Source organism: uncultured Psychroserpens sp. (genome assembly GCF_947500255.1).
In the GTDB taxonomy this organism is placed as follows: Bacteria; Bacteroidota; Bacteroidia; order Flavobacteriales; family Flavobacteriaceae; genus Psychroserpens.
In genome coordinates, this window is the sequence record NZ_CANMRL010000001.1 from 1420527 (window position 1) to 1435230 (window position 14704).

Consider the following 14704-nt stretch of genomic DNA (forward strand, 5'->3'; position numbering starts at 1 on the left):
TTTGTCGCTGCAAATAACCAACTCTAATGTTAACTGAATGTTTCCTAATGATTAATTTTAATGTGTATTATTAAAATAAAAAAGGCTGCTTTTTTAAAAAGCAGCCTCATTAGTAATCATAATTACTTAGCCGACAAAAACTAATAAATTTATATGAAATACTAATTGTGCATTTAAACACAATTACAAATATGGTCACGGAACGTAATATAATTGTAATGCTAATATTATCTAATTATTAATATTTAGATTAAATTTTAAATATCTGATTATCAATTAATTAAAATTTCAATGTTAATTTAATGTTATGTAAACGTTTGAATATTGTAAATTTTTAGTTAAATTTGATTAGCTATGTTTAATTAAAACCCAAATTCAAAATGAAGAAAATATTAGCCATAATATTAATGCTAAGTGTAACATTTACATTTGCTCAAGAAAAACAAAAAGTTGATCTCAAAAAGGATGGTGATGTAACTAATGCTACCTATTTTTATGAAAATGGAGCCATTGAACAGGTTGGGACTTTTAATAAAGAAGGAGAACTTCATGGTATTTGGACAAGCTATGACCTAAACGGTAACAAAGTTACTGTAGCTAGTTATGAAAATGGAAAGAAAGTTGGAAAATGGTTATTTTGGTCTGGTAATAAACTTAGAGAAGTTAATTATGAAGACTCTAAAATTACTAGTGTAAGTGAATGGACAGACAAAGTTGAACTAGCCCTTAGAAACTGATACTATTTATAGATATATTATAAAAAAGTTCCCAACATAATTGTTGGGAACTTTTTGTTTGAAGACCAATTCAAAAAATTAAGTTTTAAAACTTATAGCTGTATCCGAGAGAAATTTCTGTGCCTGGCTCTCTAACTGAGAATAACTGATCTCTGGTTCCAAAAGACACATAGTCACTTTGTCTTTTGCTATTTAAAATGTTGGAAACTTTAAAATCTATAGATGACCTTCTGTCTTCTCCAAAAGCTTTGTTTAATGTGAAGTTTAAACTGTTAAAAGGTTTAGTGTATACATCAGGAACTAATCCAATACCAACAACCTCAAGTGTTTCTCCTTGTACATTATAGAATAATCCAGTTTGAAAACCAGAATCTTGGTCGTTATAGTCTAAACCGAAATTAATAAGAAATGGTGCTTGACCTTGTAAGTCTCTTTCTCTATCAACACTTTCACCATCTCTTGCCGCTAATTGTCTGCTTTGAAATTCTGCATCGGACATGGTTAGTTCAGATTTAATAAAAGACACATTTGCATTAAACTTTAATTTATTTAAACCATCAGTGATAAATCCTAGACGTTGTCTCACTTCAAATTCAACACCATAAACTTTAGCATTACCTAAGTTGGCTACTGTTAATTGAGTTGGTGCTTGTAAAAAGAATGACTGCTCAATAGGATCTTTAAAATCTTTGTAAAAACCACTTACGGCAAACATTTGACCATTATCTCCGAAACGCTCATATCTTAAGTCGAAATTATTCACATACGTTGGTACTAAGTTAATATTACCAATAAATAAACGGTTTGTAATAGGGTCAAAGATTCTAGCAACCGACGATTCTTTAAAAGAAGGACGCGCAGTTGTGCGAGAATATGATGTTCTCACATTAGAATTATCATTAACCGAATAGATTAAGTTAGCCGAAGGAAAAAAATCAAACTCATCTAATATTGATGCTCTATTAAATTGTGTTTCATTGTTTTGTCCAGTGTAAAACGATTTAAAAAGTTCGGTTCTAATACCTACAACTGTTTTAAGTTTTTCAGTAACATTAAACTCGGCAGAAATGTATGTCGCACCAATATTCTGTTCGCCTTCATAAGCATCGATTGGGTTAAATTGATCACCAAAAACTAAGAATGTTCCCGAATCTGTAGTTGGATTCCATACGTTTTCTGATGCCAATAAGTTGTCGGCATTTCCATCTGCAACAAAGGAGTCGTCACCTTGTATATTGAATGTGTAATCGTCAATGCTGAAATCTCTAAACTTATAAGTGTAAGCGCCTCCAAATTTTAGTTTTCCAGGTCTACCAAAGATGTCAATCGTTTTGTCTAAATCAACTTTACCAGCCCAGTTCTCTTCAATAAGATTTCTCCACAATTGAATTGGAAATGTAGAAGCCGACGGACTAACAAAGAATTGACCTTCTCCAGACTGTTGGAATGGTGTAATTCTGTGAGCTTTGTCCATAACTTTTGAAAATGTTGGCGATAGTTTCCATTCTAAATTAAACGCATTCTCATCATCACTTAATCTGTGCTTTCCGTTAAGTAATAAGTTTGTGATCGAACGCTCCGTATAGGTTAATGAGTTTTTCACTAAAGGCTCAATTCCGCCTCCAACACCATCTTGTGATATATCTTGTTCAAAAAAACCAGCCGTTGATTCTCCATTTTGAATATGTAAGAAATTGGCTTTGTATTTCGATTTATCGGTTTTATAAGTTAAGCCAAGCATTCCATTAAGGATGACATTATTGATTCCTTCTGATCCTCTTGAATCTAAAACAGAACTTAAGTCGTTAACTGAAGAATCATTAAAGTTCTTGACAAAGGCACCATCATTTCTGTTTTCATAAAACGTGGTTTCATTCTTGTATGAGAATGAAGCTTGATACCCTATTTTGTCATCTCCAACATCATATTGGTTCCCTAAGGTGAAACCAATATCAAAGTTCATTCCGCTAGTTTCTTGTTTTGCTTGTAATTCCTTTTGAAATCTATTAGTTAAAGATGTTAACAATAATCTGTTTTCAAATGTACCAGGAATAGGTTGGTATCTATGTATTGGAAGATCTCTAGTGCCATCATCAAAACCAAAAAAATCAGTATCACTTCCAGTATAAGTAAGATACTTATCATTAAAGTGCATATCAGGATTATAAGAAGTACCAACTGAAAGTGTATACTCAGGTTTTGTAGGGAAATCTTTAGTGACAATGTCTACAATACCACCAGTAAAATCTGCTGGATATTCTGCAGATGCCGATTTCAGTACAATAACATTATCTAATATATTCGTTGGGAATAAATCCATTTGAATCGTATTTCTATCTGGATCCAAACCTGGGATATCAATACCGTTTAATATAGATTTTGTGTAGCGGTCACCCAAACCACGAACATAAACGTATTTTCCACCTTCAATTGAAACACCAGGAACGCTTTTTACGGCACTTGCAAGGTTGCCTGCGCCAGAACTTTTTATAGACTGTGCTGATAATCCATCTAAAACCACAACAGATTTCTTTTGTAAATTTAAAACTGAGTTTTCAGTATTACGCTTTACAGAGGTTTGAATAATTACCGTATCTAATGAATTTGTTTCCAAAGTCACATCAAGATTAGTAACTTCTCCAGCCTTAATGACAACGTCTGTTATTTCTTGAGTGTTATATCCAACAAATGAAAAGACTAAAGTATAAGTTCCTGGATCTAATTCTAATTCGTATTTTCCATCAAAATCAGAAGTGGTTCCAGTAGTAGTTCCTTTTACTAAGATATTAGCAAAGGCCATTGGCTCTACAAACTCACCATCAATTACGTTTCCAGCGACTGTTCCTTTTTGAGCATTTACAAGACTAACACTAATAAATAAAAAGAAAAGAAGGGAGTAAATGTTTTTATGCATGATTGTTTTATTATTGAAACTATTGCTCACCAATTTAAGGTGAGCAATAGCTTTGTTTTCAAACTATGTTGTTTGATTATTTTTTTTTAGAATCCTAAGTTTCCTGCATCGTTAGCATATGTCCAGCTTAAGCTAGATGTCGTAGCGCCAACAGTATTAGCACCTTCAGTTACAGCTGTAGCGGTAGAACCAAATCCAGTAACCATAACTGTTTCAGCTTTATTTACGAAAATGCTAGTCACATCTGTAACACCTGTAGGTAATACAATTTCCCAAGCTCCAAAGGTTAGGTCTCCTGTATTGTAGTTTGTCGCAACACCATCATTATCTAACTCAACATCTGAAGAAGCTTTAAATCCGAAAGCATATACATTATTTGTGAATCCTGTAGCACCAGATCTGTAATCGGCATATTCACCATTTTCAGTAACAGTATTACCAATAATAGTTGCATTTTGTAATGTAAATGATCCTGTTGCCGAACCTTCAGGTCCATCGATTTCGAAAGCATGATCAGAGAAATCTCCTAAAACAACAACCGCATTATCGATTGTACCAGAATACGCTTGATCAATATCTAAAGCATCATCACCTTGAGCCCATACTAATAAGTTAGAAGCGTTTACTGTTCCTCCAAAAAATTCAATACCATCATCAACATTAGCAACGACTTCAATATTATTAATTATTGTTCCATTACCAACACCACCTAAAGTCAACCCGTTAATTTCGTTTCCTTCACCAATTAAAGCACCACCATGACGAATAGAAATATAAGAAATAACACCTGAGTTATCGGCAGCATCAGTACCTCCATAAAGTCCGAAAGTGTCGTCAGCAGGAATTCCTTCTATTTGAGCTTCAGAAATATCTCCTGAGAAAGAACAAGGCGCATTACCTAATATGATTAAACCTCCCCAAAGACCTCTATCGTTTTCATCTAAGTTTGTACCAGCAGTTTCACCACAAGTAATGTTATCACTTGTAGATGTGAATATAATTGGTTCTGATGCTGTACCTACAGCATTTATTTGTGAGCCTCTAGCAACAATTAATGCAGAAGCTAAAGACCCTGTTCCAGCTGTTCCTTTTATAATGGTTCCGGCTTCTATAGTTAAGATAGCACCATTGTCAACCACCACTTTTTGGTTTAATTGATAGATGTTATCGTTTGTCCATGTTGTATTTTGCGTAATAGCTCCAGTTACTGATACTACTGGACAATCATCACCATTTCCATTTCCATTTTGAATAATAGTGATTTCTTCAATGATAATAGGAGTGTCGTCATCTTTAAAACATCCCGTAAATACAAGAGAAGAAGCGATTAATGCAGATAATACTAATTTTTTCATGATTATTTTTTTAAATAGTTTTTATGTTCTTTTAGTAATGGTGCAAAGATGATTGCATAATGTAAAGTCAAGGTTAAGTTGATATTAAACCTAAATCATAAAACCGTTAATTAAGTGTTATGAGAAATTGCTATTTTTTGTTAATTCGAAACATTAATTTAACATTGAAATAGTTTATCTTGCTGCTGCTAAAACGATACTATGAATTGGGAACAATTACTCTCCTTAAAACGATTTGGAGATACTCATAAACGCTTACGAAAAGAACAAGATGAAACACGATTAGGCTTTGAGGTTGATTATGATCGTATTATATTTTCTTCAGAATTCAGAAGCTTACAAGATAAGACACAAGTAGTACCTTTATCTAAAACCGATTTTGTTCATACGCGATTAACCCATAGTTTGGAAGTGAGTGTTGTTGGACGATCCTTAGGTCGTAAAGTAGGACAGAAATTATTAGAAAAACATCCGCATTTAAGAGACGTTCATGGCTATCAGATCAATGATTTTGGAGCTATAGTTGCGGCGGCTGCATTGGCACACGATATTGGAAATCCGCCTTTTGGGCATTCAGGCGAAAAAGCTATCGGAGAATTCTTTAAAACGGGAGAAGGTCGTTATTTTGAAGATCAATTAACGGCAAAACAATATGAAGACCTATGTAGTTTTGAAGGCAATGCTAACGGATTCAAAATTTTAACCGAAAGTAGAAAAGGACGTGTAGGTGGTTTGCGTTTAAGTTATGCAACACTTGGTGCTTTTACGAAATACCCTAAAGAATCGCTTCCCAAAAAACCAACAAAACATATAGCCGATAAGAAGTATGGCTTTTTTCAAAATGAAAAAGATCTCTTTCAAGATATTGCTGAAGAATTAGGTTTAGTAAAAAGAGGAAATGACAATGATGTGAGTTATTGTAGACACCCATTGGTATATTTGGTTGAAGCAGCCGATGATATTTGTTATACAATCATAGATTTTGAGGATGGGATCAATTTAGGGCTTATTCAAGAAGAGTACGCTCTAGAATATTTAATCAATTTGGTTCGTGACTCTATTCAAACTAAAACCTATAATGCACTGCAAAGTACACAAGACAGATTAAGTTATTTACGATCATTGGCTATTAATACGCTTATAAGTGAAGCTGTTGATATTTTTATGGAGCATGAAGAAACAATTCTATCAGGAGAGTTTTCTAAAGCACTCATAGATTATAGTGATTATGAGGCCCAAATAAAAGATATTATCACATTAAGTATTAGTAATGTGTATCAAGCTACCGAGGTGGTTGATAAAGAAATCGTAGGATATAAAGTCATAAATGAACTTCTGGCTGTTTTCAGTAAAGCGGTAGTTAATAATCTACAAAATAATGTATCTAACTTTGATAAATTGATATTAAAGTCAATAAAAGATTATGTCGATCTCGAAAAGGACAATCTTTACGATTGTTTATTATCAGTTTGCTTTTATGTTTCAAAAATGTCAGACTCTAACGCAATTTTAACATATCAAAAATTAAAAGGTAATCATTTGTAATTCAAAGTGTTGTTTTAATTTTTGTGATGGTGTTGATAGAAGTGTTGATAATTATTCTTTAGCGTAAATAAATACTGACATTTATATGTGATATTTGGCTTCTTAAAGAAGGGAAGCTCAAGAACTCCTTTTTTATTTTATGCATTTCATCGATTAAATTTGTATTTTAACGATAATTAGCTATATTTGTTTAACCTAATCTTTTAAACCTACACAGATGAAAAAGAATATTCTTGGAGCTGCAGTGATTTTTTTCGTAACACTAGCGTTCTTGTTAATGATTGATGATATTACTAGTAACGGTAATCATCAGCCACAGCAACAGACCAATGTTCAGGTTTACGATGTAAATGAGCAGCCAGATATTGCTACTACTGACGAAGAGGAGCAATAGATTTAAACAAAAGACTTAAACTTTCGACATCAATCTCTACAGATTGATGTTGTTGTTTTATAGAGGCATGTTCAATGAAACGATCTGGGATGCCTAATGTTCTTACAGGTATATTATAGTTGTTTTTAGAGGCAAATTCTAAAATAGCACTTCCAAATCCGCCCACAACAGTACCATCCTCGACAGTTATGATTTCTTGATACGTATTGAAAATCTCATGTAACAGTGTTTCATCAAGCGGCTTTACAAATCGCATATCATAATGAGAAATATAGTCATTGCTTTCACAATTAATAATAGCGTTTTCAACATTGGATGAAATAGACCCAATGGTTAAAACAGCTAAATGATGTCCTTTTTTAAGTTGAACGCCTTCTCCAATGTTTAGTTCTGAAAATGGCTGTTTCCAATCCATGATATGTCCACGTCCTCTTGGATATCTTATTGCGATAGGATGATCCAATCCTAACTGAACTGTGTACATAATATTGCGCAATTCGATTTCATTTCGAGGTGCAAAAATGATCATATTCGGAATACATCTTAAATATGCCAAATCAAAAACACCATGATGTGTCGCACCATCTTCACCTACCAATCCTGATCGATCTAAGCAGAAAATAACGGGAAGATTTTGTAATGCAACGTCATGAATCACTTGGTCATAAGCACGTTGTAAAAATGTAGAATAGATATTGCAAAACGGAATCAGATTTTGAGTGGCCATTCCAGCTGCCAAGGTCACTGCATGTTGCTCGGCAATTCCAACATCGAATGCACGATCTGGAATTTGCTCCATCATAAACTTTAAAGAACTACCTGTAGGCATAGCAGGAGTAATACCAACAATCTTTTTGTTGTTTTTAGCCAACTCGACAATGGTATGACCAAAGACATCTTGAAATTTTGGAGCCTGCTCCATGGTATTCTTTGGAATTAGATCGCCAGTTTGAGCATTAAATTTTCCAGGTGCATGATATTTTACCTGATTGTCTTCGGCTTGTTTGAGGCCTTTACCTTTGGTAGTGATCACATGAAGAAACTTTGGGCCTTTAACCGATTTTAAACGTTCTAATTCTGAAATCAAAGTCGTAAGGTCGTGACCATCTATAGGGCCTGAATAATCAAAGTTTAACGCTTCAAAAACATTGTCTTGCTTTTCCTTTCCTTTTTTGACATTGGTTAAATACTGTTTTAAAGCACCAACACTTGGGTCGATACCAATGGCGTTATCATTTAAAATAACCAATAAATTGGCATCAGTAACACCAGCATGATTTAAGCCTTCAAAAGCCATTCCGCTAGCGATGGAAGCATCACCAATCACAGCAATGTGATGTTTGTCTTCGCCTTTAAGTTGCGAACCAATGGCCATACCTAAAGCAGCCGAAATTGAGGTAGACGAGTGTCCAACCCCAAAGGTGTCGTATTCGCTTTCGGCACGTTTTGGAAAACCGCTAATTCCGCCTTCTTGTCTGTTGGTATGGAAAATATCTTTTCTGCCAGTTAGTATTTTATGTCCGTAAGCTTGATGCCCAACATCCCAAATAAGGAGATCTTCAGGTGTATTAAACACATAATGTAACGCTAAGGTTAGTTCTACAACACCAAGACTTGCGCCTAAATGTCCTTCTTTAGTCGCGACAATATTGATAATAAACGCACGTAACTCTTTGGCGAGTTGAGGTAAGTCATTAGGATTTAATTGTCTTAAATCTTTAGGAAGATTGATATGGTCTAATAGTCGCTTTTGCACAACACAAAAATACGAGAATTAATCAGTCTTCCATATTAAAAACAATAGGCAAATTATAAATAACAGGAGTGAATTGACCTCTTTGTTTTCCAGGATTAAACTTAGGCAGTAATTTGATTACACGAATGGCTTCTTTATCAAATAAAGGATGAGGTGATCTGGTTTTTATATCTTGAATTTGACCATCCTTATCTATTTCAAACTGAATATAAATACGTTGTCTTCCTGTAAGTCCAAGATTCACTGCAGTTTCAATATTAAAATGTTTTTGAACAAATGCATTCATCTTTGAATTGAAATAGTCTTGCTGTTCTTTTTGAGATAAGTTGTTAGGTGTATTAGGAAACTGAGGAGGTACATCGATACTCAGCAACCCTATAGTAACGTCATCATGAATCCTCATCTCGCCTTCAATTTCAGGATAGTCAGGTTCAATAATCGAATCTACGGGAATAGGATCTCTTGTATTATCTATAACCTCACCAGTAATAACGAGTCCGTTTATGATCGGTATTGGAGGAGGAACAGGATTCTTTTTAACAATACTGTCTGCTTTTTCCATTTTTCTAAAACAGCTTGTAGTTGTAGTATCAGATAAACGCTTGGCTAGAATTTGAGCAGAATCTATTTTAGGTTCTATAATCTCAACACTTTCAATTTTTTTAATACGACCATTGTCATCAGAACAACTGAAAAGTGATGTTCCCATGGCTAAAAGTAAAGCCAATAAAAACAGTTTCTGAAAACTCAAATGCTGTTCAAACACCGTTTCCGAAACCTGTAAATTAATAGCATCCAATTGGTTTTGTTTTATATGTCCGCAAATACGTTGATCTTTATTATGATGAATAAAGGTTTGAACTTCATTCGTATTCATTTTGGTAAAGTCGACAACCGTTTTAGAACAAGACTGGCAAAAGCGTCCTTTTTCGTTTGGTGTCATTTCGGACCAATTTTCGTGACAAGGTTTGGGAATTGAGATAGCGTAGCGTGGTTTCATAGTGTCATGATTTCTAGAATAGCATCAAATGTCTTGCCATGTTTATGATGAATTCGATTAGAATTGTATTTTTACAAGCATGGAAAACCCGTTTGACGATACCTATTTTATGAAAAAAGCCTTGCAAGAGGCTGAGGATGCTTTCGAGAAAGGCGAAATTCCCGTAGGTGCTGTGGTGGTAATTAATGATCGCATTATAGCCAGAGCTCATAATCTGACAGAACTTTTAAATGATGTGACTGCTCACGCCGAAATGCAAGCCATTACTGCAGCTGCTAATTTTTTAGGTGGAAAGTATCTCACGAATTGTACCTTATATGTGACTTTAGAACCTTGCCAAATGTGTGCAGGTGCTTTGTATTGGAGTCAGATTTCTAAGATTGTGTATGGTGCTAGAGATGAAGAGCGCGGTTGTATTAATTTGAAAACTAAACTTCATCCAAAAACGAAAATAGTTGGTGGTGTTCTGGCCAATGAAGCTTCAAATTTATTAAAGCGATTTTTTATTCAGAAGCGAAATTTGAATTAAACAGAAATTTGCGTTAGCAATAGAACGATCTGTTTGAGCTCTTCGAAGAAAGCGAGTAGTGAAAGTGCGACCAACTGAAGCTTTAGCGTAAGTAGGTAACGCCCAAACAAAAAAAACGCCTAACTTTCGTTAGACGTTGAAACTGTAATATAAAGTATATCTTCTTAAAGAACTTGTACGTTAGCCGCAACCATTCCTTTTCTTCCTTCTTCTTCTGTGTACTCTACATTATCGCCTTCACGGATCTCAACACCGTTAAGGTTTGATACGTGTACGAAAATGTCTTTTCCTGTTTCTTCGTTGGTAATGAATCCAAATCCTTTTGAATCATTAAAAAATTTAACTGTTCCAGTCATTGTAAAAAAATATATTAATTAAGTTGCAAATGTACGCTATAATATAATGCGATGTATTAATTAATTGTAATTTTTTAAAATATTGATTTTCAATAGGTTTTATTTTTTTGGTTTTCGCGCATTTTGTCTAAGTTCTCTTGTGTTAACATATAATCTTTTATGTCTTTATCTTTCCAGCGATAATATCCAAAAAGAGGAAACACCACAACAAAAAGGCCTATCACACCAAACCCTATAAGCTTTTGTGAATAAGGGAGGTCTAAGAAGTAACCACAACATATACTGCCAATTGAAGCTAAAAACGCAATAAGAATGAGATATTTCATAAGGCTGTTTTTTGTTAAATATCAATACCTGATTTACGATGTAAAATTAATTAATTCCCGTCGGTAAGCTGTTAATAATTTAGATTTTGATACAAACCCGTAATAACTTCCACCTTTAATTACAGGAAGATTCCATGCACTACTATCTTGAAATTTACGCATCACATCTTTCATGGAGTCGCTTTCATAATAAATATAATCTGGCGGATTATGCATAAAAGTTTCTACCGAAGTCGTCTCATAAAGTGATTGATCAAACATAACCGTTCTAATGTCATCAAGTAAAATAACGCCAACCAAATATTGATTGTCATCAACTACAGGAAATAGATTCCGACTCGATTTGGCCACACCTTGATGTAGCATTTCACCAAGGGACATTTCTGGATTTAAAACAGTAAAGTCCTGTTCGATAACACTATCGAGTTTCATTAGAGTTAATACCGACTGATCTTTATTATGTGTAAGCAATGCTCCTTTTTCGGCAAGCTCTTTTGTGTAGATGGTATGGTCGACCGCATTTTTAGTAATAATAAATGACATAGAAACAGTAATCATTAAGGGAACAAACAATTGATAACCACCTGTGATTTCTGCAATTAAAAAAATAGCGGTTAAAGGTGCATGGAGCACACCAGCAATTAATCCTGCCATACCGATTAGCGTAAAATTTGATTCTGAAACTTGAAATCCGAAACCGATATTATTAATAATTTTGGCAACAACATTACCTAATGCACTTCCCATAACCATAGTTGGGATAATAATTCCGCCAGCTCCTCCTGCTGCAAAAGTCGTGGTCATGGCAACAGCTTTAAAAATAGTAATGCCAATAAGTAATGCGATAACCACCCAAATATTATCTAAATACTCATCAAAAGGAGTCTTCCCTAAGGCATGTAAGTGATTTCCATCGAGTAAATCATTAATAAATCCGAAACCTTCACCATATAGTGGAGGAATAAAATAGAGCATGACACCAATAGCTAAACCACCGACTATCAGTTTTTGTCCATTAGTTTTAAACCGTTCAAAAAATTTATAAACGGCAAAATAAATTTTAGAGAAATAGATGGATGCAATACCAGTTCCTATACCTAAAATAATAAAGAATAAAGTGTCTCTTAATGCAAATGTAGTAGATACATTATAATTAAATAAGACACCATTTCCGAGGAAAAAATAAGAGGTGAGTACAGACGATACCGAAGCAATCAATAATGGTAATAATGAAGCAAAAGTCAAGTCGAGACTAAAGACTTCTACAGCAAAAATTATAGCAGCGATAGGCGATTGAAAAATAGATGCGATAGCACCTGCTGCGGCACAACCTATAAGCAATGTTCTGGTTTTTCTATCGACATGAAATAATTGTCCAATATTTGAACTTACTGCCGAAGCCGATGCAATTGCAGGTCCTAATAATCCAACAGAACCACCAAAACCAGCAGTTAGTGGTGCAGTAATTAGTGGTAAATATATTTTGCTTCGTTTGAGCAAGCCATTCTTTTTAGATAGTGAAAAAAGGATACTTGGAATGGCGTGTTCGACAGGTCGCTTGGAAACATATTTTGCAAATAAATAAACCAACCAAAGACCTATAACAGGTAAGATGAAATAGATACTATTTTGAGAAACAATGATACTTTTTTCAAGCAGCCATTCAATACTATACGTTATATTTTTTATGGTTACAGAGACTAATCCAGATAATAAACCAATAAGAATAGCTAATAAAAACACAAAGTTTTTTTGCGAAATGTATTTGTATCGCAAAATGAGCAAGCGTTTTATAACGTTTTGGATTGGCATAGATTAAATCTACTAAAAAATCCTGCATGAAGCAGGATTTTTAATTTATGATTTTAAGTTGAGTTTTAAACTCAGCTCTGTTAATTGTTCATCATCAATTGGCGCTGGTGCATCAATCATAACGTCTCGACCATTGTTGTTTTTTGGGAATGCTATAAAATCTCTAATGGTTTCTTGTCCGCCAAGGATGGCTACCAGTCGATCTAAACCAAATGCGAGTCCGCCATGAGGAGGCGCTCCATATTGAAAAGCATCCATTAAGAATCCAAATTGCGCTTTAGCTTCTTCGGGTGTAAATCCTAAGTAATCAAACATTAAGGCTTGTGTTTCTTTATCATGAATACGAATAGATCCACCACCAATTTCGTTTCCATTTAAAACTAAATCATAGGCATTAGCCTTAACAGCACCTGGATCGGTTTTTAGTAATTCTATTTGACCAGTCTTAGGTGATGTAAATGGATGATGCATTGCATGGTAACGTTCAGTGTCTTCATCCCATTCCAGAAGCGGGAAATCCATAATCCAAAGTGGAGCAAACTCATCTGGCTTACGCAAGCCTAGACGTTCTGCTAATTCCATACGCAATGCACTTAATTGAGCTCTCACTTTATTGGTGTTTCCAGAAAGCACACAAATAAGATCTCCAGGTTTAGCGCCTGTAACTTCAGCCCATTTTGCTAAATCGTCTTGATCGTAAAATTTATCCACAGACGATTTGTAACTTCCGTCATCATTACATCTGCAGTAAACCATTCCTAAGGCGCCAACTTGAGGACGTTTCACCCAATCAATTAATTTGTCTATCTCTTTTCTAGTGTAACTATTTCCGCCAGGAACAGCAATTCCAACAACTAATTCGGCAGAATTAAACACATTAAAATCTTTATGTTGTGCTACAGCATTGAGCTCGCCAAATTCCATTCCAAATCGAATATCTGGCTTGTCATTTCCATAAAGACGCATAGCGTCATCATAAAGTAATCGCGGAAATTTTTCGATGTCTACACCATTAACTTCTTTAAGGAGGTGACGTGTTAATCCTTCAAATGCATTTAAAATATCTTCTTGCTCGATAAATGCCATTTCACAATCAATTTGCGTGAATTCTGGCTGTCTATCGGCACGTAAGTCTTCATCTCTAAAGCATTTTACAATTTGAAAATATTTATCCATGCCGCCAACCATTAAGAGCTGCTTGAATGTTTGAGGCGATTGTGGTAAAGCGTAGAATTGCCCTTCATTCATTCGAGAAGGTACTACAAAATCACGAGCACCTTCAGGAGTTGATTTAATCAAATATGGTGTTTCTACTTCGATAAACCCTTCTTGAGATAAATAGTTTCTTACTTCTTGAGTGACTTTATGTCTAAAGATGAGGCTGTCTTTTACTGGATTACGACGAATATCTAAATAGCGGTATTTCATTCGTAGTTCTTCACCACCATCAGTGTCATCTTCAATAGTGAAAGGTGGTAGTTGAGCTTCATTTAAAATGTTCAATTCTGTAACTAAGATCTCAATATCTCCAGTTGGTATATTGGGGTTTTTAGAAGCACGTTCAATGACAGTGCCTTTGACTTGAATAACAAATTCACGACCAAGCTCCTGCGCTTGTTTCATCATAGCTTTAGAAGTGCGTTCCTCATCAAACACGAGTTGTGTTATTCCATAGCGATCACGTAGGTCTATCCATACGATAAATCCTTTGTCACGAGATTTTTGAACCCAACCTGCAAGTGTAACTTCTGTATTGATATGTGATGCTCTTAATTCACCACAATTATGACTTCTGTACATAGTAAAAAATTGAAGTGCAAATTTAACAAGTTAATATGTTTATTTCCATGTTTCTCTACAATTTATGCTTAAAGAAATTAATTTTTAATCGTTTTAAACAAAATATTTTTTGCATTTTTTTAACAATATCTGTAAGATTATTAAGTTTTTATTAAGATATTTAACATGACTAATTCAAAA

Annotated in this window: 12 protein-coding genes; 4 read left to right on the forward strand and 8 right to left on the reverse strand. The window is 34.4% G+C overall.

Going from position 1 to position 14704, the window contains the following annotated elements:
• Positions 1–380 precede the first annotated feature (380 nt).
• Complete coding sequence (locus Q0783_RS06195) at positions 381–737, forward strand: nicotinic acid mononucleotide adenyltransferase (RefSeq protein ID WP_298894048.1); 357 nt, start codon at positions 381–383, stop codon at positions 735–737.
• Between the two features lie 85 nt (positions 738–822).
• Here the strand turns inward: Q0783_RS06195 and Q0783_RS06200 are convergent, their stop codons facing one another.
• Both Q0783_RS06200 and Q0783_RS06205 read right to left on the reverse strand, forming a co-directional pair.
• Positions 823–3651, reverse strand: a complete 2829-nt coding sequence (locus Q0783_RS06200; RefSeq protein WP_298894050.1) for a TonB-dependent receptor — start codon at positions 3649–3651, stop codon at positions 823–825.
• A gap of 86 nt (positions 3652–3737) precedes the next feature.
• Complete coding sequence (locus tag Q0783_RS06205; protein WP_298894052.1) at positions 3738–5006, reverse strand: hypothetical protein; 1269 nt, start codon at positions 5004–5006, stop codon at positions 3738–3740.
• Positions 5007–5207: 201 nt separating this feature from the next.
• On the opposite strand from Q0783_RS06205, the gene Q0783_RS06210 reads away from it, so the two are divergent.
• Both Q0783_RS06210 and Q0783_RS06215 read left to right on the forward strand, forming a co-directional pair.
• Positions 5208–6551, forward strand: coding sequence for a deoxyguanosinetriphosphate triphosphohydrolase (locus Q0783_RS06210; protein ID WP_298894055.1), 1344 nt, complete (start codon positions 5208–5210; stop codon positions 6549–6551).
• A gap of 217 nt (positions 6552–6768) precedes the next feature.
• Complete coding sequence (locus Q0783_RS06215) at positions 6769–6945, forward strand: hypothetical protein (protein WP_230934894.1); 177 nt, start codon at positions 6769–6771, stop codon at positions 6943–6945.
• Here the strand turns inward: Q0783_RS06215 and Q0783_RS06220 are convergent.
• Both Q0783_RS06220 and Q0783_RS06225 read right to left on the reverse strand, forming a co-directional pair.
• Positions 6923–8701 (reverse strand): 1-deoxy-D-xylulose-5-phosphate synthase, encoded by a 1779-nt coding sequence (locus tag Q0783_RS06220; protein WP_298894057.1) that lies wholly within the window; start codon positions 8699–8701, stop codon positions 6923–6925. The two genes, Q0783_RS06215 and Q0783_RS06220, sit on opposite strands and share 23 nt — an antisense overlap.
• A gap of 22 nt (positions 8702–8723) precedes the next feature.
• The gene (locus Q0783_RS06225) at positions 8724–9701 is read right to left on the reverse strand and encodes an energy transducer TonB (RefSeq protein WP_298894059.1); all 978 of its coding nucleotides are present in this window, start codon (positions 9699–9701) and stop codon (positions 8724–8726) included.
• Positions 9702–9780: 79 nt separating this feature from the next.
• Here Q0783_RS06225 and Q0783_RS06230 point away from each other — a divergent pair, with 79 nt between their 5' ends.
• Positions 9781–10230, forward strand: a complete 450-nt coding sequence (locus Q0783_RS06230; RefSeq protein ID WP_298894060.1) for a nucleoside deaminase — start codon at positions 9781–9783, stop codon at positions 10228–10230.
• Positions 10231–10394: 164 nt separating this feature from the next.
• Here the strand turns inward: Q0783_RS06230 and Q0783_RS06235 are convergent, their stop codons facing one another.
• The 4 genes from Q0783_RS06235 to aspS all read right to left on the reverse strand — a co-directional run bounded on the left by Q0783_RS06235 (position 10395) and on the right by aspS (position 14524).
• Positions 10395–10586 (reverse strand): cold-shock protein, encoded by a 192-nt coding sequence (locus Q0783_RS06235; RefSeq protein ID WP_230934899.1) that lies wholly within the window; start codon positions 10584–10586, stop codon positions 10395–10397.
• Between the two features lie 89 nt (positions 10587–10675).
• Complete coding sequence (locus Q0783_RS06240) at positions 10676–10912, reverse strand: hypothetical protein (RefSeq protein WP_298756374.1); 237 nt, start codon at positions 10910–10912, stop codon at positions 10676–10678.
• Positions 10913–10945: 33 nt separating this feature from the next.
• Positions 10946–12724 (reverse strand): chloride channel protein, encoded by a 1779-nt coding sequence (locus tag Q0783_RS06245; RefSeq protein ID WP_298894061.1) that lies wholly within the window; start codon positions 12722–12724, stop codon positions 10946–10948.
• A gap of 45 nt (positions 12725–12769) precedes the next feature.
• Positions 12770–14524: an aspartate--tRNA ligase gene (aspS, locus tag Q0783_RS06250; RefSeq protein ID WP_298894062.1), complete on the reverse strand. Its 1755-nt coding sequence runs from the start codon at positions 14522–14524 to the stop codon at positions 12770–12772.
• Between the last annotated feature and the right edge of the window lie 180 nt (positions 14525–14704).